Consider the following 25,016-nt stretch of genomic DNA (forward strand, 5'->3'; position numbering starts at 1 on the left):
AAACACGCATACGGGACCACACGGAACCACACGCAACCACACCGAAACCACACCGAAACCACACGGAAGCAAGCGGAAGCAACGGATGCACGCGGTCGCATCCGGACTCACAGGGGTGAAGAGCAACAACGCCAAGCAGGTCGCGGACTCCTGAATCAGTCCGCCATCCGGGGGGGAGGAGAGTCATGAGAAAAAGGTCGATGCAGGGCATCCGGCAGGCGGGATGCTCGACCTTGCTATTGCTGGGGGGGATTGGCGCATGCGCAGAATCTGCCCGACGACGGGCCGACGGCCGCCAAGCTGGAGGCCCTGAAACGCGAGGTCGCCGAACAGGCCGCCGTGCTCGACGCGATGAAGCGCTCGATGGCCCAGCAAGAGGCCACGATCCGCGAGTTGCGCAGCATCGTCGGCGCCGATGCGCTGGCCAACAAGCGCGGCGGACAGCGCGGCGGCGTGACCGGTGCCGATATCGCGACCGGCGCGGCGACGGCGCCGGCGGCCGCCAGCGGCAACACGGGCCTGCCGAATACGCGCAACGTGCCGGTCAATCAGGCACAAGGTCCGGCACAAGCCCCCCGCACAGGGCCCCGCCAATGGCAGCACCACCGTCGCGCAGGCGCAGGAGCCCGTGGGACGGCCGCCCGAGCGCGAGACACGGCCGCCGGAGATCGCGCCGATCTTCGATCAGCCCGGCGTGCTGACGCCGCCCGGCAGGCTGGTGGTCGAGCCGGCGTTCCAGTACGGCTACTCGTCCAACAACCGCGTGGCGCTGGTCGGCTACACGGTGATTCCCGCGATCCTGATCGGGCTGATCGACGTGCGCGAGGTCAAGACCTCGACCTATGTCGCCTCGGTCGCCTTCCGCTACGGCATTACCAAGCGGCTCGAAATCGAGGCCAAGGTCCCGTACGTGCATAGCTCGGGCTCGACCATCAGCCGCGAAGTCTTCACCGGCACCGCGGTCGACAACGTCTTCAATTCGAGCGGCAGCGGACTGGGCGACGTGGAGGCGACGCTGCGCTATCAGCTGAACTACGGCAACGACCGCATGCCGTATTTCGTCGGCTGGCTGCGCTACAAGTCCAATACCGGCAAGAGCCCGTTCGATGTGGTCACCGATTGCGTGCAGCGCTGCATCGGCAATACCACCGGCACCGGTCTGCCGCTGGGCATGCCGACCGGCACTGGCTTCCACGCGATCCAGCCGGGCATCACGTGGCTGCTGCCGACCGATCCGGCGGTGTTCTTCGGCACCTTCAGCTATCTGCACAACTTCGGCCGCGACAACGTCAGCCGTACCGTGCTGAACGGCCAGAAGGAGCCGCTGGGCAAGATCGAGCCGGGCGACATCTTCGGCTTCAACTTCGGCATGGGCCTGGCGCTGAACGAGCGCGCGTCCTTCAGCATCGGCTACGACCAGAGCATCATCTGGCCGACCAAGCAGAACGGACAGACCGTGCCCGGCTCGGTGCGGATGACGCAGGGTTCGCTGCTGGTCGGCTATTCGTACCGCTTCAGCGACCGCTATACGCTCAATATCTCGGTCGGGGCCGGCCTGACGCGCGATACGCCCGATCTGCAGGTCAACGTGCGGCTGCCGATCACGTTCTGAGCGGCTTCGGCTTCGGCTTCGGCTTGGGCTTCGGCTTCGGCGCGGGCTTTGGCTGCGGGTCGGGCTTCCGCGTGGGCTGCGGCTTCCGCCGGGCATTGCCCTGGCGTCATCGCCGTCACGTCGGCCCGGTGCCGGCGTGACGGCTACGTGACGCGGCGTCGGCACGGTGCGCTGCACCCCACGGCTTCGCTTGCGAATCCCTGCCTGGTGGCGTACAAAAGTAAAACCCGCCCCGCTGGCGGATTCAGCCGCCACCTGCCAGCCTCGGCAGCCCACGGACGGGACCTCGCTCGGAGGAATCCGTCATGCGCAAACGCATCTACTGGTTATTGCCCGACGTGGTCAGCGCTCGGCGCACCATGGACGATTTGCTGATCAATCGCGTCGAGCACCGGCACATCCACTTCGTCGCCCGCGACGGCATGGACATGACCGGCCTGCATGAAGCCAATCTGTTCCAGACCTCCGATATCGTTCACGCCGCCGAGATGGGTTTGATGATCGGTGGTGCGGTCGGCGTGGTCGCCGGCGTGGTGGTCGCGATGTTCCCGATCGTCAGCGATACCCCGCAATGGGGCCTGGTCGGCGTGCTGGCCGTGCTCGGCGCGGTGTTCGGTGCCTGGGCCTCTAGCATGATCGGCAGCTCCGCGCCGAACAGCCGGCTCAAGCCCTTCGAGGCCGATATCGCCGACGGCAAGATCCTGTTGATGGTCGATGTGCCGCGCGGCCGTGTCGAGGAAATCGAAACCCTGCTGCGCAGCTCGCATCCGGAAGCCCGCTTCGCGGGGGATGGACCCGGCGGTGCCGGCATTCCCCTGATCCGGTGCGATGCATTGCATCGGCGGTTCGATGGTCTGATGGTCTGACGGTTTGATGGTCTGATGGTCCGATGACGCGTGGTGCAGGGGCGGTGCCCGTGCACCACGTTCTCTCTCTGCGCGCCAGCTCGGCGCGACTCCCTGCGCATTGACCCCTCGCCGAGAAACCGGTAGTTTTCGGCCGACCCTTCCATCTCGCCTGAAGATCGATGAATCGCATGCTGCCGGGCACGCGCGCCCTCCGGACCTTCGAAGCGGCGGCGCGGCACCTCAATTTCACCCGCGCGGCCGACGAGGTCGGCCTGACGCCCGCGGCGGTCAGCTACCAGATCAAGGAAATCGAGGAACAGCTCGGCATCACGCTGTTTACGCGCACCAGCCGCAGCATCCAGCTGACGCCCGCCGGCGCGGTCCTGTACGAGGCCGCCGCCGACGCGCTCGACACGCTGCGCCGCGCTACCGCGCGCGCCCGGCGCATGGCGCGGGGCGCGACGCATCTTCGGATATCGCTGGAGGCGCGCTTCGCGTCCAACTGGCTGCTGCCCCGGCTGCCGCAATTTCGCGCGGCAAATCCCGGCCTGGAGCTGACCTTCGATATCAGCGAGCAGGTCCGCGATTTCGAGGCCGACGATATCGACGTCGCGATCCCGCTTCGGCGCGGGCCACTACGAAGGCGCGCGCGCCGAGCGGCTGTTCGGCACGGTGGTGGTGCCGACCTGCAGTCCCCGCCTGCTCGAATCCGGCCCGCCGCTGCGCGAGCCGCGCGATCTGCTGCACCACACGCTGTGCCATGTCGACTGCCGAACCGATGGCATCGTCTGGCCCGACTGGCCGATGTGGATGGCGGCGGCCGGCATCGAGGACTTCGACGACAGCCGCTGCATGGCCTTCGCCGATTCCACACACGTCGTGCAGGCCGTGCTGGACAGCGGCGCCATCGGACTGGTCGAACTGCCGATGATCGCCAACGACCTTGCGGCCGGCCGTCTGGTCAGGCTGTTCGACATCGGGGTCAGCGTGGCGCAGGACTATGCGTATCACCTCGTCTATCCGGAGAGCAGCAGCGACGATCCACGGGTGATGGCGTTTCGCGCCTGGATACTGCAAGAAGCTGGACAACCGGTGGCGTGATCAGGCTTCTCCGGCCGGCGTCGCGGTACATCATCGTGCCGTCGCGCTACCCCGTCATTGTTTCAATGTCTCACAGTGGCGTACGGCCGGTGGGTCTGAAACGGTTACGGGCGCGCAATATGGCTTGCGGTGAATCAGTTTGGTGGCGGTCTGATTCCGATGGAGCCATTCGGCCGTGATGGCACATCGATACGCCACGAGATCCCGGATCTTTCGATAGTCGTCGCTTAGCGTACGGCCGAAGATCGGTTCATGGTGAGCGATCCGATTGCGCAGTTTTCGGACTTGCTCGAGGTCGCTGTAGATCGCATGTCGTCGTTCTGCGATCGTCCCGCCGATTGGTATGCCCGGGAGTACTCGCTTCAGGTGAGGAGCCCACAGCCGAGCGTCATGACGACCGGTGAACATCTTCTGCCAGAACACGAACGTGAGTTCCGGGATAACTTTACCGGCGCTCTCTTCATATTTCCGCGCGCCCTGCAAATCCCTTCGCGGGCTATAGCCCACCGGCGGATCGGGCAAGCTTCGCTCGAAGCTCGCCGACCAAGGCCACGACTTGCCGTAGACAGCCTCCAGGGCATCTGCAACGGCGTTCCGAATGACCACCTCGCAGACATGCAGCGGTGCCAGCAGCGCCCCTGAGACTTCGGCGTTCCAAGCGTAGAGGACCAGGGCCGCAGGATCGTCGTCCGCGACCACGCCGGCCGCGATCTCGTAGCTTCCCATCCGTGCTGGCGACAACGCCGCCCTGACCGCATCGATCGTCGCCCTGTCGTGAATTGACGCCATTCTTCGAACGCTATATATTTCGACCACTAGCCACGGGACTTGCGGGCGCAAGCCTCCCCCCGAGGACAGACGATAGTGCCGAAAGAACCCGCCATGTGCGGGTTTTTTCATTTGTTATCAGTGTGCGCAACGGGGTCGCGTTTCGGTGCGTCCCCGTTGGTTGTTTAACGGCGCAGTGATCGAGCCCACCTCTGCGGTATATTTCCCCGCATGTCCGCGCATACCCCATCCCATTCCTCCTCCCATCCCCTTCTCGCTGACCGGCCGCGTGGCGCTCGTTACCGGCGGTACCCAGGGTCTTGGCATCGCCATTGCGAAAGGCTTGATCGACGCCGGTGCCACCGTGCTGGTGGCCGCGCGCAATGCGCAGCGTGTCGAGCAGGCCGTGGCCATGCTCGGCGAGGGCGCCAATCCGCTGGTGCTCGACATTACCGACGAGGCCGCGGTAGCGAAGGCATTCGGCAGCATCGACGCGCAATACGGCCGGCTCGACATCCTGGTGAACAACGCCGGCGCGCGCAATCGGCAAACCATGGCCGAGCTCGATACCGGCGATCTGCGCGCGATGATGGAGACCAATCTGGTCGCGCCGTACAACCTGTGCCGGCATGCGGCGACGCGGATGCGCCGCGGCGGCTATGGCCGCATCATCAATGTCAGCTCGATCGCGGGGCAGGTGGCGCGCGGCGACGACGTGCTGTATCCCGCCACCAAGGGCGCGCTCGATGCGCTGACGCGCTCGCTATCGGCGGACCTGGGGCGCGATGGCGTCACCGTCAACGCGATTGCGCCGGGGTTCTTCGCCACCGAGCCGAACCAGCCGATGGTCGGCGACGCCGGCGTGAAGGACTGGCTGCAGCGCCGTACCTCGCTGGGCCGCTGGGGCCAGCCGGACGAGATCGCGGGTGCCGCGGTGTTCCTGGCCTCGCCGGCGGCGTCCTATGTCACCGGCCACGTTCTTGCCGTCGACGGCGGCTATCTGGCTCATTTCTGACTCACATCCGACTCACTTCTGACTCACTTCTGACGCGTCGGCCGCGCGGCGTCCTGCGCGCCACGCCGCTTGCGAAAGTGCGCGTAGACGTAGTCGAGCATCGCGCTGGCCGCGGCCGAATCGCCGCGGTCGCGCAGCCGCACCAGGCAGATGTCGCGCACCAGCGATTCGAGCCGCAAAGGCCGGATTGCCAGATTGGGCAGCTGGAACTGGAACAACGCCAGAGACGGCACCACGGTGACGCCGAGTCCCGCGGCCACGAGTCCGGCCACCGTGGCCAGGTGCTCGACCTCCATCACGCCATTGAGCCGCGTCGGATGCAGCGCGGCGTCCAGATGCTGCCGCACGCTGCTGGTGCGCGACAGATGGATGAACGGCAGGCCGGCGAGCGCGGCCGGGGCGATGCTGCGGCGCGTGGCGAGCGGATGATCGGCCGGGCTGACCACGTGGAAGGAGTCCGCCACCAGCGGCTCGATCTTCAGATCGGCATCCTGGCCGGGCGCCGGCGCCAGCGCGAAATCGACGCGGCCGCGCCGTACCAGATCGATGCAGCCGTCGGCCAGCACATCGTGCAGCGCCAGCGCGATGCCTGGGTAGCGCGCGCGGAAGGCGGCGAGGACCGGCGGCAGATCGCCCGCGGCGATCGACGGCAGCGCCGCGATCGCGACCCGTCCCTTGCGGCGCTCGGCATGGTCGCGCAGGTCGGCGAAGGCGTCCTCGAAGTCCGCCAGCAGCCGCTCGGCCACCTCTTCGAACCGGCGACCCTCGGCACTGAGTTCGACAAAGCGCGTGGTGCGCTCGAACAACCGGGCCCCGGCCTGTTCTTCCAGCGTGCGGATCAGCGCGCTGAACGCCGACTGCGACAGATGGCAGGCCTGCGCCGCGCGCGTGAAATTGCGCTGCTGGGCCAGCGCGACGAAGGCGCGTAGATGCTTGACGGACAGGTTCATGGCAGCGAATGGTCGGCGAATGGACGGTGAATCGAGGACGAATGGACGGCAAGCGGACGTCGAACGGACGGTGAACGGACGGCGAGCTGACCGCCAAACGTCCACGGATTGCTCGCGCATCGATGCCGGATCGATCGCACATTGATCGACCAGACCGCTAGATTAATCCAAATAATCCGTTTTTCCGAACTGGCCATCGTGCCTAGAATGCCGGGACCGGCTGCGCACCCGCGCAGTCCGTTTTTGGTTCCCGTTATGGATGCCGTTTTGGATCCCGTTTTGTCCTGTTTCCGACCGTCGTCCTCCTGATATCGCGCCCGCCATGGCTTCTTCCCTCTCGATCGGCTCCGGTGCCGGCTTCTCGGGCGATCGCATCGACGCCGCGCTGCCCGTGGTGCGCACGCTGATCGCCGACGGCGGTCCCTCGGCGCTGATCTTCGAAACGCTGGCCGAGCGCACGCTGGCGCTGGCCCATCTGGCCCGGCGCGCCGATCCCGAGCGCGGCTACGAGCCGCTGCTCGATGCCTTGCTGACCCCGGTGCTGGGCCTGTGCCTGGCGCACGGCATTCCGATCATCGGCAATTTCGGCGCGGCCAATCCGCACGGCGCGGCGCGCCGCGTGCAGGCGCTGGCGGCCGAACTGGGCCTGCCCAGGCCACGCGTCGCCGTGGTCGAGGGCGACGATCTGTCGGGCGATGCCGGCCGCGCGCTGCTGTCCGGCATCCTGGGCGAGGCCTTTCCCGAGCGCCGCTTCGTCTGCGCCAACGCCTATATCGGCGCGCAGGGCATTGCCGATGCGCTCATCGCCGGTGCACAAGTGGTGGTGTGCGGCCGCGTCGCCGACCCGGCCCTGGCGGTCGGCCCGGCGATGGCGCATTTCAAATGGTCCTGGCAGGAGTGGGACCGCCTCGCCCGCGCGACCATGGCCGGCCATCTGCTCGAATGCGGGGCGCAGGTGACCGGAGGCTATTTCGCCGATCCCGGCATCAAGGACGTTCCCGACGTCCATGCGCTCGGCTATCCGATCGTGCGACTCGACAGCGATGGCGGCATCGAGATCGGCAAGGCGGCCGGCACCGGCGGCTGCGTCGACCTGCGTACCGTCAAGGAACAGCTGCTGTACGAGGTCCACGACCCCGCCGCCTATCTGACGCCCGACGTGGTGGCCGACATCAGCGCGGTCACGGTCGAGCAGGTCGGTCCGGACCGCGTCGCGGTGCGCAATATCCGCGGCCACGCGCGTCCCGAGCAACTGAAGGCCAACCTGTTTCATGAAGGCGGCTGGATCGCCGAGGGCGAGATCTCCTACGCTGGACCGAACGCCGCGGCGCGCGCGCGCCTGGCCGGCGACATCGTGCGCAAGCGGATGGCGATGCTGGGCATTGAGGCGCCGGTGCGGCTCGACCTGATCGGCGTGCTCAGCGTGCTGGCCGACGATGGCGGCGCATGGCTGTCCGCGCCGCAACCAGATGAAGCGCAAAGCCAGGACGTGCGGCTGCGCGCCGCGCTGGCGCACGAGGACAAGGCCGTGGCCGAGGCGCTGCTGCGCGAGGTCAACGCGCTGTACTGCTGCGGCCCCGCTGGCGGCGGCGGCGTGCGCACGGCGCTGCGTCCGCGGCTGAACGCGATGTCCTGCCTGGTGCCGCGCGATGCGGTGTCGCCGCGCCACACGATGATCGAAGGCTGAACATGACCATGCCCGACACCATTGCGCTCTATCGCCTCGCCCACGCCCGCACCGGCGACAAGGGCGACCGCTCGAACATCAGCGTGATCGCCTACGACGAGCGCGATTTTCCCCATCTGCTGCAGCACGTCACCGAGGACGCGGTACGCGACCTGTTCCGCCATCGCCGTCCCGCCGCGGTGACGCGCTACGTCGTGCCGAGCCTGCACGCGATGAACTTCGTGCTCGATGGCGTGCTCGACGGCGGCGTCAACGATGCGCTCAATCTCGACGCGCATGGCAAGGCGCTGTCCTTCCTGCTGCTGCAGTTGGAGATTCCCTTGCCGCCGCGCCTGCGCGGGGACGGCTGACGCGGTGCCACGTATCGGCCCATCCTGACCCGACGACTGGCCTGATCACCGACCTGATAACTGACCTCATAAAACACCCAGAGGAGACCACACCATGCCATCCCGAATCCTGCCCGCGGCCGTGCGAACGCAAGCGGCGCCGCGCCTGAAGACCCTGCTGCCCGCGCTGGCCGCGCTGACGGCCTTCGCCGCGCTCGCGCTGCCGTCAGCGCCGGCGCGCGCGGAATTCCCCGACAAGCCGGTCCGTTTCGTCGTGCCCTTCGCCGCCGGCAGCGCCACCGACCAGCTGGCCCGGGCGATCGGCCAGGCCATGACCACCGATGCCAAGGTCACCGTGGTGGTCGACAACAAGCCCGGCGCCAACGGCTTCATCGCGGCCTCCGACGTCGCCAAGGCCGCGCCGGACGGCTATACGGTGCTGATCACGACCAACACCACGCACGCGGCCAACGAGCATCTGTTCAAGAAGCTGCCCTACGATCCGGTCAAGGACTTCACGCCGATCACCGCGCTGGGCAAGGGCGGGCAGATCATGGTGGTCAATCCGCAATTGCCGGTGAAGACGGTGGGCGAATTCATCGCGCTGGCCAAGCAGCAGCCGGGCAAGCTGAGCTTCGGCAGCGGCAGCTCGTCGTCGCGCATCGCCGGCGAACTGTTCCAGCAGATGGCGCAGGTCCAGTTGCTGCACGTGCCCTACAAGAGCAATCCGCTGGCGGTGACCGACCTGCTCGGCAACCAGATTCAGATGATGATCACCGATACCGCCACCGGCCTGCCGCAGGTCAAGAGCGGCAAGCTGCGCGCGCTGGGCGTGTCGGGCAAGACCCGCTCGCCGCTGGCGCCCGAGGTGCCGACCATCGACGAGGCCGGCGTCAAGGGCTACGAGATGAGCTACTGGTTCGCGGCGTACACGCCCGCGGGCACGCCGCAGCCGGTGGTGGCGAAGCTGAACGACCTGCTGGTCAAGGCGGCGCGCAGCCAGACCGCGAGCAATTTCTATCGCAGCACCGGCACCGAGATCTTCACGAGCACGCCGGCCGAACTGGCGACCTTCCAGCAGCAGGAATCGGCCAAATGGGGGCGCATCATCCGCGCCGCCAATATCCAGCCGGAATAAGGCGGGCGAACAAGCCGGCGAAGTGAGCCGAGGAAATAAGCCGGCGAAGTAAGCCGATGAAATAAGCCGGGCAGCCGTTCCCGCATGCCGCTCCCGCATTCGCGGGAGCGGCATCGCGATGGTTTGCCGGGTCGCCAGCACGGTCATGTGCAGGGTGCGTGCGCTCCGGAGTATGATCGTCGCATGCAAGCCTCGATCTTCTCTTCCGCCCATCCGGCCGACCAGTTGGCCGAGTTCACCGACCCAGAAGCCGCGCTGGCGCGCATCGGCGAGATCTACGACAACGCGGTCGGCGCGGTGCGCGCGCGTTTCGATGCCTTCGCCCGCGGCGAGCCGCTGCCCTCGGCGGCGCATGCCTGTTATCCCTATCTGGGCATCTCGGTCAATATCGAAACGATGGTGACCGACAGCCGGCCGTCGTGGGGCACGGTGGCGTATCCCGGCGTTTATGGCACCACCGTGACACGGCCCGATCTGTTTGCGGACTACTACCGCGACCAGATCGAACGGCTGATGCGCTACCACCGCGTGCCGGTGGTGGTGGGCACCAGCCGGCGGCCGATTCCGCTGCCCTTCGTGATCGAGGCGTCGACCACCGATATCAGCTACACGCAGGCCCGCGAACTCGAGGCCTCATTCGTGTTGCCCGAGCTCAGCCGCATCGACGACGGCATCGCCAATGGCACCTACGAGCCCGCGCCCGGCGAGGCCTGGCCGCTGTCGCTGTTTCCCGCCGAGCGCGTCGATCTGGCGCTGCAGCGGCTGTACCACTACACCGGCACGGCGCCGCAGCACTTCCAGCGCTTCGTGCTATTCACCAATTACCAGCGCTATGTCGACGAGTTCGTCGCGCTGGGCCGTTCGCTGATGACCAGCGCCGATGGCGACGAGTACATCCGCTTCGTCGAGCCCGGCGATATCGTGCAGAACCACGGCGAGGCCGAGCCCGATCTGGCGCTGTATCCGCGCGCGCTGCCGCAGATGCCGGCCTATCACCTGGTGCGCGAGGACCGGCTCGGGGTCACGCTGGTCAATATCGGCGTCGGCCCGTCCAACGCCAAGACGATGACCGACCATCTGGCGGTGCTACGCCCGCATTGCTGGCTGATGGTGGGGCATTGCGGCGGCCTGCGCCGCTCGCAGCAGCTTGGCGACTACGTGCTGGCGCACGCCTATGTCCGGGACGACCACGTGCTGGACCAGGACCTGCCGCCATGGGTGCCGGTGCCGCCGATCGCCGAGATCCAGGTGGCACTGCAGGAGGCGGTGGCGCGCGTGACCGGGCTGTCGGGCAACGAGATGAAGACGCGGATGCGCACCGGCACCGTGGTCTCGACCGACGACCGCAATTGGGAATTGAAATCGAAGACGCTGTACGCGCGCTTCAACCAGTCGCGCGCGATCGCGATCGACATGGAAAGCGCGACGGTGGCGGCCAACGGCTTCCGCCTGCGCGTGCCCTACGGCACGCTGCTGTGCGTCTCGGACAAGCCGTTGCATGGCGAGCTGAAGCTGCGCGGCATGGCCAACGCCTTCTATCGCCAGCGCGTCAGCCAGCATATGACGATCGGCCTCGAAGCGATCCGCATCCTGCGCGAGAACGGCGTCGAGGCGCTGCACTCGCGCAAGCTGCGCAGCTTCGACGAGCCGGCGTTCCGGTGAACGACAAGGCCGGATAGCCCTGATGGTTTCCTCTCCCGCAGGGGAGAGGAAACCGACCCTGCGGCGTCGCAAGGACGGCCGCGTACGTCAAGCGGCCTGCTGCTCCGAATCGCGCTGCGCCGCCTCGGCCCGCAAATGCCGATTGACCCCCGACACCACCGCCTTCAGCGACGCCGTCACCAGGTTCGCGTCGATCCCCGCGCCGAAGCCGGTCGCTGATTCCCCGACCCGTACCTCGACATAACAGGCGGCTTGCGCATCGGCGCCGGACGATTGCGCGTGCTCGTGATAGTCCATCACGCGCACCGGCATGCCGAGCGCGCGCACGAAGGCGTCGATCGGACCGTTGCCCTTGCCGCGCACCACGCGCGTGGCGCCATCCTGCACCAGCGTCGCCTCGATCTCGACCTGATCGTCCGCGCCCGACATCATCCGGTGCGACACGTAGCGCAGCGGCGCATCGACATCCAGATATTCGCGGCGGAACAGCGCATACAGATCGTCCGCGCTGGCCTCGGCCCCGGTCTCGTCGGTCATGCGCTGCACCGCGCGGCTGAACTCGATCTGCAGCCGGCGCGGCAGATACAGCCCGTGCACCTGTTCGAGCAGATAGGCCATGCCGCCCTTGCCGGACTGGCTGTTGACGCGGATCACCGCGTCGTAGCTGCGGCCCAGGTCGGCGGGATCGATCGGCAGGTACGGCACCTCCCAGACGGCGTCCGGCTTCTGCTGCGCGAAGCCCTTGCGAATCGCGTCCTGGTGCGAGCCCGAGAACGCCGTGAACACCAGATCGCCGGCATAGGGATGGCGCGGATGCACCGGCAGCTGATTGCAATGCTCCACGCACTGGCGCACCTCGTCGATATCGGAGAAGTCGAGCTGCGGATCGACGCCCTGCGTGTACAGGTTCAACGCCAGCGTGACGAGGTCGACGTTGCCGGTGCGCTCGCCATTGCCGAACAGGCAGCCCTCGACGCGATCGGCGCCGGCCATCACGGCCAGTTCGGCCGCCGCCACCGCGGTGCCGCGATCGTTATGCGGATGGACCGACAGCACGATGTCGGCGCGGCGCGCCAGATGGCGATGCATCCATTCGATCTGGTCGGCGAACACATTGGGCGTGCTGCATTCGACCGTGCTCGGCAGGTTCAGGATCATCGGCCGCGACGCGCTCGGCGCCCAGATATCGGCGACCGCGTCGCTGACTTCGAGCGCGAAATCGAGCTCGGTCATGCTGAAGGTCTCGGGCGAATACTCGTAGGTCCACGCGGTGCCGGGAATCGCATCGGTCAGTTCGCGGATCAGCCGCGTGCCGGCCAGCGCGATCTGCTTGACCTCGTCGCGGCTCGCGCCGAACACGATGCGGCGAAACGCCGGCGCGATCGGGTTGTACAGATGCACGACCGCACGCGGCGCGCCGCGCAGCGATTCGATGGTGCGGCGGATCAGGTCGTCGCGCGCCTGCGTCAGCACGACAATGGTCACGTCGTCGGGAATGCGGTTCTGCTCGATCAGCATGCGCACGAAGTCGAAATCGGTCTGCGATGCCGACGGAAACGCGACCTCGATCTGCTTGAGGCCGATCTTCACCAGTTGTTCGAAGAAGCGCAGCTTGCTGGCCACGCTCATCGGTTCGATCAACGCCTGGTTGCCGTCGCGCAGATCGGTGCTCATCCAGATCGGCGCGCGCGCAATGCGCTGGTTGGGCCAGCTGCGATCCGGCAGATCGACGGTGGCGGCGGGGCGGTATTTGACGGCGGGGTTGCGCAGCATGAACGGGTCCTCCTCGCGAGGGGAATCGCGATAGCAAAAGAAAAGCGGGACGCATGGCACGCGGACGATCGAATGCCGATCCGGCGCGATCAGGACCGCGATCGAAGCCGATTGCGGCGTGCCAATGCTAACGGAAAGGTGGCGACAGGCTGCCGAACTGCCACGGGGCGCTAGGCCCGGCAACCGATCGGTAGGTCTAGTTGTAGCGAGGAGAGGGCGCAGGCGAGCGCGCGGACCGAGCCGAGGCCATCGAGGGCGATCGCACGACGCGCGCGCGCCGACGCGGCGATGCGCAGGGCATCGGCGGCTTGGCGGTGGACGGTCGGCGCAACGGACATCGTGCTGGCTGGTGTGAGGTGTCGAGATTCGTCGAGATTCGACGAGGATTTACGGGATCGACGGTGTGGAAGCCACAAAGCGTAGTGCATCGAGTGTCGACTCGTCAAGCACGCACTCCCGCTGCTGCCTTGCGCCGCCACACCGCGGCCTCGGCCAAATGGATGAGATCGTTCTGCCCGGCCTCGTACCTGAACGCGTGTTGCCACACGCAAACCGCGGCGATGGTCCACCGCTTGGCCGGTACAGCGACGCCGCCGTCGCGCCTAGCCTGAATGGGGACATTGGCCCAGCAAACGGGGAGACATCATGAGAACGGGAACGGGGTCGAAGGCGCTCGCCTGGGTCGCGGCGGCGCTGACAGCGATGGTATTGGCCGCATGCGGCGGAGGCGGCGGCAGCGATGGTGCGGCAGCGGGTCCGAGTTCGGGTTCGGGTTCCGGCGGATCGACGGGACCCGGGTCCAACGGCTCACCGACAACGGTCAGCTATACCGTGACCCTCGGGCAATCGGCGGGACAGGTCGGCGTCGGCCGCACGCTGACGCTGGCCGCCGTCATCGTCGACAGCAATGGCAAGGACGTTACCGCCCAGGGCCGCTACGCGTGGACCTCGTCCGATCCCGCCGTCGCGACGGTGACGCCGAGCGCCACCGTCGCCGGTGCCGCGGTCGTGACCGGCATTGCGCCGGGCACCGTCAACGTGCAGGTCGCCGCCACCATCAACGGCGCCGACGGCAATGCCATCGTGCTGCCGGTGCAGACGGCCACGATCACCGTCTCCGCCAGCCACCACTACAGCCTCGCGGTCTCGCATCCGCTGCTGACGCTGGCCAATGGCGAAACGCGGCAGATCCGCGCCACGCTGCTCGATGGCGACGGTATCGACGTGTCCGCAGCCGTGCACGACTGGGCGTGGGCCAGCTCGGCGGCCGGCATCCAGCTCGGTGCGGATCGCGAGCGCGCGACGCTGCACGGCGTCAATCCGTCCACCACCAGCACGGTCGAGGGCACGGTCACCGTCGGCGTGACGGCGCCCAATGGCGTCGCGCTGGCCGCGCGGATCGCCGTGGTGGTGCTGAAGAACGGCAGCTACGCCTACACGCTCGAACTGCTGCGCAACGGCACGCCGATCGACGCGATCTCGATCCTGAACGGCTATCCGGCCACGCTGTCCGCGCGCGTGATGCGCAGCGACGGCCTGGATGCGACCGCGCAGTTCGACGGCCAATGGTCGTACGCCAGCACCTCGCCGTCGCTGTCGGTCCAGCCCACGGCGAGCGGGCGCGGCTTCACGCTGAACACCAGCCGTCCCAACGGGGCCGATCCGCTGCAGAGCCTGTTGAAGGTCACGGCCACCAGCAAGGCCCTCGATGCCACGCCAAGCGCCGGGCTGACGGTGACCGAGCAGCCGACCTGGGCGCTGGTCTACGACGGTCCGCAACCGCTGCGCATCGCGACGATGCCGCCGCTGCCGATCCCGGTCACCGCGACCGTCAGGCATCGCGGCAACGCGCTGACCTTCCTCGAATGCGAGGCGTGGGACTGGCAGCAGGCCGGCAATATCGCCGTGACCCCGGCCACGCATCCGGGCCAGGTCGGCGTGACGCCGTTGACGCCGGGCGACTTCTCGCTGACCGCGAGCTGCAGCGTCAGGAAGACCGGGCAACGGTTGTCGGTGACGATTGCGGGCACTGCGATCTAGGGCGAGCAGTTGGCGCGCGGTTGGCGGGCATTTGGCGGGCATTTGGCGCGCGGCTGGCGCGCGGCTGGCGCGCCGTGCCGTGCGATCCGAAACGCCCCCATGGCGACGAGCCCTGGGGGCGTTTTATCGGTCCGCAACAGCGGCAGCGAGAGACGAGCGTACCTGTTTCTGCGTGCCAATAAGACCGGCCCTCAGAACCGATATCCCACGCCGACGCTGAACAGCCACGGGTCCAGCTTGACCTCCGACACCTTGGCGCCGGCCGCCTTCACATCGCTGGAGAGCCACACCTTCTTGATGTCCGCATTCAGGTACCAGTGGCGCGTCAGCCGGTAGTCCATGCCGATCTGCAGCGCGGGCGCGATGCTCCAGCGGTCCAGCGACAGCGTATTGCCGGCGAGATCCGCGCCCCAGATCCGCGTGAAGTTCAGCCCCGCGCCGACATACGGCCGGATGGTGGCATGCGGCAGGAAGTGGTACTGCACCAGCAGCGTCGGCGGCAGATGCTTGAACGTCCCGATCCAGTTGCCGTCGAGATGGACGTCGTGCTTCTGCGGAACGGTCAGCACCAGTTCCGCGGCAATGTGCGGCGTGAAGAAATAGGTGACATCCAGCTCGGGGATCCACTTGTTGTTGACGCCGATGCGGTCCGAGGCGCCCGCGCCGCCGACGGGGTCGGACTTCTGCGCAAAGTCGAGATAGGTGCCGCGCAGGCGGACCATCCAGTTGCCTTCGGGCTCGGTGCCGGCCGCGGTACCGGCCGCGGTCCCAGCTGCGGCGCCGGTTGCCGTGTTGGTGGCAGCGTCGGCCGCGATGGCGTGCAGCGGCGGGAAGGCCATCATGACGGCCGCCGCGGCGACCGTTGCCAATCGGGTACGAGGAGATTGCATCGGGCTCATGTTGTGATCGACAGGACTGGGAAAGACCCCATGCCGAGTGTGCCCTTGCTGCTTGCGGACCCGTTTGACCTAAAGCAAAGGGCCAGCAAAAGCTGGCCCTCTCTTCTATGGCGTGCGTCTGCGGGGTGCTGCTACGACGTACTACCGCGCGCTGTCGTGTACCTGCCCCTAGCCCTTGCCCTGCGGCTTGCGCACGATGCGGATCGGCTTCTCCTGCGCGGCCGGGGCGGGGGTGGACGCGTTGCCCGCAGCGTTGCCCGACAGATTGCCCGACGTATTGCTGTCGCAGCTGTTGCACCCGCCGCTGTCGCAGCCGGTGGCGCAGCCCGCCGCCGGCGCCTGCGGCGCCAGCCGCGCCACCAGCCGCGCGCGCCATCCGCGCGCTTGCGCGCCGCCAAGGCTGGCGGCCAGCGCGGCCTTGGCCCGCTCGCGCGTGCGCGGCATGTAGCGTGCCGCCACCGACAGCGCGCATGCCAGCACGATCAGCGGCACCAGCACGGATTCGATGACGTGATAGAGCGACATGATGGCTTCCGGCTGCCTCAGCTGAACAGCAGCGCCACGCGATAGGTGACGAACGCCGCCAGATAGCCCAGGCCCGCGAGATAGAGCGTGGAGGCGGCCATCACCTTCCACGAGTTGGTCTCGCGGCGGATCACGGCCAGCGTCGAGATGCACTGCGGCGCGAACACGAACCACGCCAGCAGCGCCAGCGCGGTGGCCAGCGACCATTGCGCGGCGATCATCGGCGCGAGCTGCGCCGCCACCGTGTCCTCGCTGCCGGACAGAGCATAGACGGTCGCCAGCGCGCCGACCGCGACCTCGCGCGCGGCCAGGCCCGGCACCAGCGCGATACAGATCTGCCAGTTGAAGCCGACCGGCGCGAATACCTTCTCCAGCGCGTGGCCGATCATGCCGGCGAAGCTGTAGTCGATCGGCGGCAGCGTCGCGCCTTCGGGCGGGGACGGGAAGGTGGCCAGGAACCACAGCAGCACCGTCAGCGTCAGGATTACCTTGCCGACGCGCGACAGGAAGATGCGGGCGCGTTCCCACAGGCCGATCGCCACATCGCGCGGATTCGGAATGCGGTAGGCCGGCAGTTCCATCAGCAGCGGATGCTCGGTGCGGTCACGGCGGAAGAACTTCAGCGCATAGGCGACCACCAGCGCGCTGACAATGCCGGCCACATACAGGGCGAACAGCACCAGCCCTTGCAGGTTGAACACGCCCATCACCGTGTCCGCCGGAATGAAGGCGCCGATCAGCAGCGCATAGACCGGCAGCCGTGCCGAGCAGGTCATCAACGGCGCGACCAGGATCGTGGTCAGCCGGTCGCGCGGGTCCTGAATCGTGCGGGTCGCCATGATGCCGGGAATCGCACAGGCGAAGCTCGACAGCAGCGGGATGAACGAGCGGCCCGACAGCCCGGCGCCCATCATCAGCCGATCGAGCAGGAAGGCCGCGCGCGGCAGGTAGCCCGATTCCTCCAGCGTCAGGATGAACAGGAACAGGATCAGGATCTGCGGCAGGAACACCACCACGCTGCCCAGGCCCGCGATCAGGCCGTCGACGATCAGGCTGCGCAGCAGTCCGTCGGGCAGCAGGCCGCCGACCAGTTCGCCGGCATAGGCCACGCCGCCCTCGATGCTCTCCATGATCGGCTCTGCCCACGAGAACACGGCCTGGAACATCAGGAACAGCAGCACGGCGAGGATCGCCAGGCCGAACACCGGGTGCAGCACCACGCGGTCGATCCGGTCCTCGAGGCTGGCCGATGCCGTCGGCATCGTCACCGCCGCGTCGAGCAGGCGCTTGACCTCGGCATGCGTGTCGAAGTCGTCGGCCGGCGCCGGCGGAGGCGGCGGGGCCGACGGCAGCGCGCCGTCGAGCACCGACAGCAGCGCGGCGGCACCACCGCGCCGCACGGCGACCGTCTGCACCACCGGCACGCCCAGCGCGGCCGCGAGCTTGTCGCGGTCGATGCGGATGCCGCGGCGTTCGGCCGCGTCGCTCATATTGAGCACCACCACCATCGGCAGGCCGAGGCGGCGCAGTTCCAGCACGAAACGCAGGTGCAGGCGCAGATTGGTGGCATCGACCACCGATACCAGCAGATCGGGCACCGCTTCGCCGGGGCGGTTGCCCATGCAGACGTCGCGCGTGATGGCTTCGTCCAGGCTGGTCGCGTGCAGGCTGTAGGCGCCCGGCAAATCGAGGATGCGGACCTGCCGGCCGGACGGCGCGACGAAATAGCCTTCCTTGCGCTCGACCGTGACGCCGGCGTAGTTGGCCACCTTCTGACGGCTGCCGGTCAGCCGGTTGAACAGCGCGGTCTTACCGCAATTGGGGTTGCCGACCAGCGCGACGCGCAGCGGCGCCTGCGCGGTGGCGGCGGAAGCGGGAGTGGCGGGAGAAGTAGCGACGGACATGGCGTAATTCGAATCGGTCCGCTTCATGCGGTACTGGCTGTATCGGCGGAATGGGCTGCACCGGCGGCACCGGCGGCATTGACCGCAGCGGCCGGATTGCCGGTGCGGGCGCCCTCGGGCTGCACCGTCACGCGGGCCGCTTCGGCACGGCGCAGCGCGAAGCGCGTGCTGCCGACCTGGGCGACCAGCGGGTCCTTGCCGAACGGACCGAAGGTAATGATCTGCACGGCCTCGCCGGGCACGAAGCCGAGTTCGCGCAGGCGTCGGGCGATGGGATCGTTGGGGGGTGCTGTCGTCGACCGACAGTACGATGGCCGCGGTGCGCCGCGGCAATTCTGACAAGCGCATGTGCTTTGGTCCCGCGGGCGGGTTGCCGGCGTGGCGCCGGTACTACCTGACCGCTTGCTTAGTGATGAATCAGCGGGCGTAGATGAGAATCGTTTGCATTGTACTGCATTCACTCCCGCCCGATGTGCCGTACTGGCGTGGGGTGCCGCTCGGCGTGCCGCCTGACGTACTCGCAATGTGCCCTGTGGCATCGCGGGGCGCCGGAAGGACAGCGGCCCGGCCACCGCCGCCCCATCGGGCTGCGGTGGCCGGGCCGGTGCCTGGCTGCGGTGCGTCGGTCCGAGCGCGTTCCCCTAGCCGCCCAGATACGCGTTGCGCACCTGGTCGTTGGCCAGCAGGTTCGCGCCGGTATCGGCCAGCACCACCTTGCCGGTTTCGAGCACATAGCCGCGGTCGGCGACCTGCAGCGCCTTGTTGGCGTTCTGCTCGACCAGGAACACCGTCACGCCGTCCTCGCGGATGGTGCGGATGATGTCGAAGATCTGCGCGATGATCATCGGCGCCAGACCCAGGGTCGGCTCGTCGAGCAGCAGCAGCCGCGGCCGGCTCATCAGCGCGCGGCCGATCGCCAGCATCTGCTGCTCGCCGCCGGACATGGTGCCGGCGCGCTGCGAGGCGCGCTGCTCCAGCCGCGGGAACAGCTTGAACACATGCTCGATGCCCGCCTCGATCTCGTCGCGCTTCGCGAAGAACGCGCCCATCTTCAGGTTCTCGAGCACGGTCAGGCTGGGGAACACGCGCCGGCCCTCGGGCGAGATCGCCATGCCCATGCGCATGATCTCGTGCGTCGAGCAGCCGGTGATGTCGCGGCCCTCGAACAGCACGCGCCCGCTGGACGCGCGCGGGCTGCCGCAGATGGTCATCATCAGCGTGGTCTTGCCCGCGCCGTTGCTGCCGATCAGCGTGACGATCTCACCCTGGTTGACCTCGATCGATACGCCACACAACGCCTCGACGGCGCCGTAATGGGTATGGACCTGTTCCAGCTTCAGCATCAGTCCTCTCCCAGGTATGCCTTGATCACGCGCGGGTCGTTGCGCACGTCCTCGGGTTTGCCGATGGTGATCGGGCGGCCGTGCTCCATCACCAGGATGCGGTCGGACACGCCCATCACCAGGCTCATGTCATGCTCGATCAGCAGCACGGCGATGCCGAACTCGCGCCGCAGCTGGTCGATCAGCGTCTTGAGCTCGACCTTTTCCTGCGGGTTCAGGCCCGCGGCGGGTTCGTCCAGCATCAGCAGGCGCGGCTGCGTGATCATGCAGCGCGCGATCTCCAGCCGCCGCTGGTGGCCGTACGACAGCGTGCCGGCCTCGCGGTTGGCCACCGCGCGCAGGCCCATGCGGTCGAGCCATTCGGCGGCGCGCTCCAGCGCCTCGCGCTCGGCGCGGCGATAGGCGGGCGTGGCGAACAGCCCGTGCAGCAGCCCCGATTTGACGCGGCGGTGCTGGGCCACCATCAGGTTCTCGACCACCGTCAGATTCTTGAACAGACGGATGTTCTGGAAGGTGCGGACCAGGCCCTGGCGCGCGACCATATGGCTCGGCAGGCCGGCGATGGGCCGGTCGTCCAGCATCACCTCGCCGGCGGTGGGCTTGTAGAAGCCGCCGACGCAGTTGAACACCGTGGTCTTGCCCGCGCCGTTCGGCCCGATGATCGCGAACACCTCGTCGTTGCGGACGCTGAAATCGATGCCGTCCACCGCCAGCAGGCCGCCGAAGCGCATCTGCAGGCCGGACACTTTCAACAGTTCTGCGCTTTGTGCACTCATTGCGGCAACTCCACGTGCGGGCGGCTGGCGGGCAACAGGCCCTGCGGGCGCCACATCATCATCAGCACCATCACCAGGCCGAACAGCAGCATCCGGTATTCGGCGAAGCCGCGCGCGACCTCGGGCAGCACCGTCAGCAGGATCGCGGCGATGATCACGCCGAGTTGCGAGCCCATGCCGCCCAGCACCACCACGGCCAGGATCAGCGCCGACTCGATGAAGGTGAACGATTCCGGATTGACCAGGCCCTGGCGCGCGGCGAAGAACGCGCCGGCCAGGCCCGCGAAGGTCGCGCCCAGCGTGAAGGCCGACAGCTTGATGCGCGTCGGATTCAGGCCCAGCGAGCGGCAGGCGATCTCGTCCTCGCGCAGCGCCTCCCAGGCGCGGCCCATCGGCATGCGGATCAGCCGGCTGGTGACGAACAGCGTCAGTCCCACCAGCAACAGCGCGAGCAGGTACAGGAAGATCACCATGTGCTCGCCGCTGTAGTCCAGCCCGATCAGGTCGTGGAAGGTGCGGGCACCGTCCTCGCCGGCGCTGCGGGTCATCGGGATGCCGAACACGGTCGGCTTCGGGATGCCGTAGATGCCGTCGGGCCCGCCGGTCAGGCTGGTCAGGTTGTTCAGCAGCTGGCGGATGATCTCGCCGAAGCCCAGCGTCACGATGGCCAGGTAGTCGCCGCGCAGGCGCAGCACCGGAAAGCCCAGCAGGAAGCCGAACAGCGCCGCCATGCCGGCCGAGATCGGCAGGCATTCCCAGAACGACAGCCCGAAGGCCTGGTTCAGCAGCGCATAGGTGTAGCCGCCGACCGCGTAGAAGCCGACATAGCCGAGGTCGAGCAGGCCGGCGAAGCCGACCACGATGTTCAGGCCCAGGCCCAGCATCACGTAGATCAGCGCCAGCGTGGCGATGTCGACCGCGCCGCGCGAGCCGAAGAACGGCCAGATCAGGCCGACCGCCAGCAGCACCCAGACCGCGGCGCGCTGCTGTCCCGGCGCGAGCGTGGGCAGCGCCGGCAGCCTGACCGCCGAGGTGGTGCGGTGGATCACCGGCTTGAACAGCTGGAACAGGAACACCGCGGCCACCGCGATCCACACCGGGCGCCAGTGCGGTTCGAGCACCACGCGATAGCCCTCGAGCTTGAGCTGCAGGCCGAGGATGGGGATCGTCAGGATGGCGGTCAGCACCGCCGCCGAGACGGCGTTCTTCAGCGATTGCGTCATCGAAATGGAGGAATTCATGGCGCGGTCCTCAGACTTTTTCCACATCCGGCTTGCCGAGCAGGCCGGTGGGACGGAACAGCAGGATCAGCACCAGCAGGCCGAACGCGACCACGTCCTTGTATTCGGCCGGCATGTAGCCCGAGGCGAAGGTCTCGGCCAGCCCCAGCAGCACGCCGCCGAGCATCGCGCCCGGAATGCTGCCGATGCCCCCCGAGCACCGCCGCGGTGAAGGCTTTGATGCCGGCGACGAAGCCGATGAAGGGGTTCAGCTTGCCGATCGTCAGCCCGATCAGCACGCCGCCCGCGGCGGCCAGCATCGCGCCGAGCACGAAGGTGAACGAGATCACGCGGTTGGTGTCGATGCCCAGCAGATTGGCCATGCGCATGTCCTCGGCGCAGGCGCGGCAGGCGCGGCCCATGCGGGAGTGGCCGATGAACAGCGTCAGCGCGATCATCAGCACCAGCGTCACGCCGACGATCAGCAGGCGCGAATACGGCACGGTCACGGTGAAATCGCCGCCCATCTCGAGCTCGAGCGCGCCGCTGATCAGCACCGGCACCGACACGTCGCGCGCGCCCTGGCCGATCTGCACGTAGTTCTGCAGGAAGATCGACATGCCGATGGCGGAGATCAGGGGCACCAGCCGCGGTCCGCCGCGCAGCGGCCGGTACGCGACCCGCTCGACCGCGAAGCCGTACAGGCCGGTGACGATCACCGACACCAGCAGCGCGGCGCCCAGCACCAGCGGCAGCGGATAGCCGGCCGCCACGCCGATGGCGGTCAGCGTCACCAGGCCCACATAGGCGCCGATCATGTAGATCTCGCCGTGGGCGAAATTGATCATGCCGATGATGCCGTAGACCATCGTGTAGCCAATGGCGATCAGCGCATAGATCGCACCCAGCGTCAGCCCGTTGACCAGCTGCTGGGTGAATTGAGGTAGGAATTCGTTCATGGGTACGTCCCGTCTGTACTGCACGTCGGCCGGGTTCAGCCCGTTCGGGCCGGTTCGGTGAGGCCGGCGTGCCTGTCGCGGCGGGCCCCTTCCGCGGAGGGAGGGGCGCGATCGAAGCGGCCCGGCATATCAAAACGCCCCGTTCGGCGACGAACGGGGCGTTGGCACGGACCGCGCCGGCGATCAGTTGGCGGCCGTCTTGGTGGCGTCCTTGTGCCAGGTGAAGACGACGAACTTGAACGACTTGAGGTCGCCTTGCGCGTCGTATTCCACCTTGCCGATCGGGGTCTGGAAGGCGTTCTTGTGCATGTATGCCGCGACCTTGGCCGGGTCGGTGCTCTTGGCGCCCGCGATCGCGTCGGCAATGATCTTGACGCCCGCGTAGGCCGGCATCTGGAACGGACCGTTCGGATCGCGCTTCTTGTCGGCGAAGGCCTTGACCAGCGCCGCGTTGGCCGGGTCGGCCGAGAAGTCTGCCGGGAGCGTGACCAGCATGCCTTCCGAAGCCGGGCCGGCGATCGCGGTGACGTCCTTGTTGCCGACGCCTTCCGGTCCCATGAACGTCGCCTTGACGCCCTGCTCGCGCGCCTGGCGCAGCAGCAGGCCCATCTCGGGGTGATAGCCGCCGAAGTAGACGAAGTCCACGCCCTGCGACTTCAGCTTGGTGATCACGGCCGAGTAGTCCGAATCGCCGGCGTTGATGCCTTCGAACAGCACCACGGGGATCTTGGCCGCTTCCAGGTCCTTGCGCACCGAGGCGGCGATGCCCTGGCCGTACGACTGCTTGTCGTGCAGCACGGCGACCTTCTTGGGCTTGACCTTGCCGATGATGTACTGCGCGGCGGCCGGACCCTGCTGGTCGTCGCGGCCGATCGTGCGGAAGATCATCTTGCGCTTCTTGCCTTCGGTCAGCTGCGGCGCGGTGGCCGACGGCGTCACCATCACGACGCCTTCGTTCTCGTAGATGTCGGCGGCCGGAATGGTCGAGCCCGAGCAGACGTGGCCGATCACATAGCGGATGTTCTGGCTGACGATCTTGTTGGCGACGGCCACGGCCTGCTTCGGTTCGCAGGCGTCGTCCATCAGCACGACTTCGAACTTGTTGCCGCCGGCGCCCCCGGCAGCGTTGATCTGCTCGATGGCGGTCAGCGCGCCCGCCTTGACCATATCGCCGTACTGCGCGACCGAGCCGCTCATCGGGCCGGCGATGGCGATCTTGACGGTTTCCGCATGCGCGGCGGCACCCAGGGTGAGCAGCGCGGCGGCCAGAGAAAGGGAGGTAAGACGGGAATGCTTCATTGGGAGCTCCTCGATCGTGTTTGTTCGAATCATCCAGGCGCGGGCCTCGGACGTGCGCAAAATCGAAGAACTCCCCGGCGACTTGACAGGCTGGTCGGGGGCGCGCATGCACGACCGCGGCTCAGGCCTGAAAGGGCACTACTTGACCACGTTCTTGTTATTGCGCAGGCCAATCGCCCGCCTGCCCACCGCACCGGTAAGGACTGGGTAAGTCCGTTCGGTGTCGGCCAGGTGGCGGCATTATAAGGTGAATCTTGGAGCGGCCTATGCGCGCTGCACCAATCCGAGGCTGTTGTGGCTTTCGCGGAACACTCGCGTGCGCGCAGTCCCCGCCGATGGGGGGGTAAGACGTGTTGTCCGGCGCTCAGCGCCCCGCGGCGACCATGCCGCGCGTGGCCAGCGCGAGCGCGCTGTGCCGGGTGCCGCCACGCAGGCTCGACGAGATTTCGGCGGCGGCGTGCTGCACCATTTCCGCGAACGTGCGCAGCTTCTGCGGCTTGAAGCGCTCCGCCGGCCCGGACAGGCCCACCGCGGCGAAGACCTGGCCATGCCCGTCGACGATCGGCGCGGCCACGCCATGGACCGATTCCCGCCATTCGCCGCGATTGACCGCATAGCCCTGCCGCCGCACCTTGTCCATCTCTTGCAGGAAGCGCGCCGGTTCGACGATCGAATTGGCGGTGGCGCTCTCCAGCGCGGCCGACATCCGCTGCAGCACGGTCGGCGGCTGGAAAGCCAGCATTGCCTTGCCGGTGGCCACGCAATGCGCCAGTGCGCGCCCGCCGATCTGGGTGTACGCGCGGACCGGATTGGGGCTGTCGATCTTGTGCACGTAGACGACCTCGCCGCGATCGAGCACCGACAGATGGACGCTTTCGCCGCTGTCGTGCATCAGCCGTTCCATCCAGCCCTCGGCGTGGCGGCGCAGATCCAGCCGGCCCAGCACGGCCGAGCCCAGCTCCCACAGCTTGATCGACGCGCTGTAGGCCGCGGTGTCCTCGTCGCGGATCACATAGCGCAGCTCGGTCAGCGCCTGCAGCAGCCGATGGACATTGCTCTTGGCCATGCCGAGCCGGTTGGCGATCTCGGTCAGCCCCAGCGGCCGGTCGCTGTGGGCCAGCAGTTCGACGATGCCCAAGCCTTTGATCAGGGTGTTGTTCATGGTTTG

Annotated in this window: 17 protein-coding genes and 5 pseudogenes; 9 read left to right on the plus strand and 13 right to left on the minus strand. The window is 67.6% G+C overall.

Features of this window, described 5'->3' with window-relative positions:
* The first annotated feature begins 185 nt into the window (after positions 1–185).
* From OJJOAM_RS18820 to gcvA, 3 pseudogenes are all read left to right on the plus strand, one after another.
* Positions 186–1,612, plus strand: a pseudogene (locus OJJOAM_RS18820) (acetate kinase).
* 305 nt (positions 1,613–1,917) lie between these two features.
* Positions 1,918–2,431 (plus strand): annotated as a pseudogene (locus tag OJJOAM_RS18825) (DUF1269 domain-containing protein).
* A 208-nt stretch (positions 2,432–2,639) separates the two neighbouring features.
* Positions 2,640–3,561: pseudogene (gene gcvA, locus OJJOAM_RS18830) on the plus strand (transcriptional regulator GcvA).
* A gap of 54 nt (positions 3,562–3,615) precedes the next feature.
* Here the strand turns inward: gcvA and OJJOAM_RS18835 are convergent.
* Positions 3,616–4,287: a hypothetical protein gene (locus OJJOAM_RS18835; RefSeq protein ID WP_422650710.1), complete on the minus strand. Its 672-nt coding sequence runs from the start codon at positions 4,285–4,287 to the stop codon at positions 3,616–3,618.
* Positions 4,288–4,618: 331 nt separating this feature from the next.
* On the opposite strand from OJJOAM_RS18835, the gene OJJOAM_RS18840 reads away from it, so the two are divergent.
* Complete coding sequence (locus OJJOAM_RS18840) at positions 4,619–5,344, plus strand: SDR family oxidoreductase (RefSeq protein WP_422650711.1); 726 nt, start codon at positions 4,619–4,621, stop codon at positions 5,342–5,344.
* Between the two features lie 23 nt (positions 5,345–5,367).
* Here OJJOAM_RS18840 and OJJOAM_RS18845 read toward each other — a convergent pair whose 3' ends face one another.
* The gene (locus tag OJJOAM_RS18845) at positions 5,368–6,294 is read right to left on the minus strand and encodes a LysR family transcriptional regulator (protein ID WP_422650712.1); all 927 of its coding nucleotides are present in this window, start codon (positions 6,292–6,294) and stop codon (positions 5,368–5,370) included.
* A 322-nt stretch (positions 6,295–6,616) separates the two neighbouring features.
* On the opposite strand from OJJOAM_RS18845, the gene OJJOAM_RS18850 reads away from it, so the two are divergent.
* From OJJOAM_RS18850 to OJJOAM_RS18865, 4 genes are all read left to right on the plus strand, one after another.
* Positions 6,617–7,981, plus strand: coding sequence for an acyclic terpene utilization AtuA family protein (locus OJJOAM_RS18850; RefSeq protein WP_422650713.1), 1,365 nt, complete (start codon positions 6,617–6,619; stop codon positions 7,979–7,981).
* 8 nt (positions 7,982–7,989) lie between these two features.
* Positions 7,990–8,331 (plus strand): AtuA-related protein, encoded by a 342-nt coding sequence (locus OJJOAM_RS18855; RefSeq protein ID WP_422650714.1) that lies wholly within the window; start codon positions 7,990–7,992, stop codon positions 8,329–8,331.
* 94 nt (positions 8,332–8,425) lie between these two features.
* Positions 8,426–9,448, plus strand: a complete 1,023-nt coding sequence (locus OJJOAM_RS18860) for a Bug family tripartite tricarboxylate transporter substrate binding protein (RefSeq protein WP_422650715.1) — start codon at positions 8,426–8,428, stop codon at positions 9,446–9,448.
* 183 nt (positions 9,449–9,631) lie between these two features.
* Complete coding sequence (locus tag OJJOAM_RS18865; protein ID WP_422650716.1) at positions 9,632–11,110, plus strand: AMP nucleosidase; 1,479 nt, start codon at positions 9,632–9,634, stop codon at positions 11,108–11,110.
* An 87-nt stretch (positions 11,111–11,197) separates the two neighbouring features.
* Here OJJOAM_RS18865 and leuA read toward each other — a convergent pair whose 3' ends face one another.
* Complete coding sequence (gene leuA, locus OJJOAM_RS18870; protein ID WP_422650717.1) at positions 11,198–12,883, minus strand: 2-isopropylmalate synthase; 1,686 nt, start codon at positions 12,881–12,883, stop codon at positions 11,198–11,200.
* 831 nt (positions 12,884–13,714) lie between these two features.
* On the opposite strand from leuA, the gene OJJOAM_RS18875 reads away from it, so the two are divergent.
* On the plus strand, positions 13,715–14,923 hold the full coding sequence (locus tag OJJOAM_RS18875) for a hypothetical protein (protein WP_422650718.1): 1,209 nt from the start codon (positions 13,715–13,717) through the stop codon (positions 14,921–14,923).
* A 191-nt stretch (positions 14,924–15,114) separates the two neighbouring features.
* Here the strand turns inward: OJJOAM_RS18875 and OJJOAM_RS18880 are convergent, their stop codons facing one another.
* The 10 genes and pseudogenes from OJJOAM_RS18880 to OJJOAM_RS18925 form a co-directional block, all read right to left on the minus strand.
* Positions 15,115–15,762 carry an OmpW/AlkL family protein gene (locus tag OJJOAM_RS18880; RefSeq protein WP_422650967.1) on the minus strand — a complete coding sequence of 216 codons (648 nt, stop codon included), beginning with the start codon at positions 15,760–15,762 and terminating at the stop codon, positions 15,115–15,117.
* 228 nt (positions 15,763–15,990) lie between these two features.
* On the minus strand, positions 15,991–16,347 hold the full coding sequence (locus OJJOAM_RS18885; RefSeq protein ID WP_422650719.1) for a DUF6587 family protein: 357 nt from the start codon (positions 16,345–16,347) through the stop codon (positions 15,991–15,993).
* 17 nt (positions 16,348–16,364) lie between these two features.
* A complete protein-coding gene (gene feoB / locus OJJOAM_RS18890) occupies positions 16,365–18,251 on the minus strand; it encodes a ferrous iron transporter B (protein WP_422650720.1) in 1,887 nt (628 codons plus the stop codon).
* Positions 18,252–18,274: 23 nt separating this feature from the next.
* A pseudogene (locus tag OJJOAM_RS18895) lies at positions 18,275–18,599 on the minus strand (FeoA family protein).
* 293 nt (positions 18,600–18,892) lie between these two features.
* Positions 18,893–19,594 (minus strand): ABC transporter ATP-binding protein, encoded by a 702-nt coding sequence (locus OJJOAM_RS18900; RefSeq protein ID WP_149318501.1) that lies wholly within the window; start codon positions 19,592–19,594, stop codon positions 18,893–18,895.
* Positions 19,594–20,370, minus strand: a complete 777-nt coding sequence (gene livG / locus OJJOAM_RS18905; RefSeq protein WP_149318500.1) for a high-affinity branched-chain amino acid ABC transporter ATP-binding protein LivG — start codon at positions 20,368–20,370, stop codon at positions 19,594–19,596. Before livG ends, OJJOAM_RS18900 begins: the two co-directional genes overlap by 1 nt.
* Positions 20,367–21,611: a high-affinity branched-chain amino acid ABC transporter permease LivM gene (locus OJJOAM_RS18910; RefSeq protein WP_422650721.1), complete on the minus strand. Its 1,245-nt coding sequence runs from the start codon at positions 21,609–21,611 to the stop codon at positions 20,367–20,369. The genes livG and OJJOAM_RS18910 overlap by 4 nt, the downstream gene beginning before the upstream one ends.
* Positions 21,612–21,621: 10 nt before the next feature.
* Positions 21,622–22,549, minus strand: a pseudogene (gene livH, locus OJJOAM_RS18915) (high-affinity branched-chain amino acid ABC transporter permease LivH).
* 183 nt (positions 22,550–22,732) lie between these two features.
* Positions 22,733–23,848 (minus strand): branched-chain amino acid ABC transporter substrate-binding protein, encoded by a 1,116-nt coding sequence (locus tag OJJOAM_RS18920; protein ID WP_422650722.1) that lies wholly within the window; start codon positions 23,846–23,848, stop codon positions 22,733–22,735.
* Positions 23,849–24,212: 364 nt separating this feature from the next.
* Complete coding sequence (locus OJJOAM_RS18925; protein ID WP_422650723.1) at positions 24,213–25,010, minus strand: IclR family transcriptional regulator; 798 nt, start codon at positions 25,008–25,010, stop codon at positions 24,213–24,215.
* Positions 25,011–25,016 lie beyond the last annotated feature (6 nt).

This window comes from Cupriavidus sp. H18C1 (genome assembly GCF_049311595.1).
GTDB lineage: Bacteria > Pseudomonadota > Gammaproteobacteria > Burkholderiales > Burkholderiaceae > Cupriavidus > Cupriavidus cauae.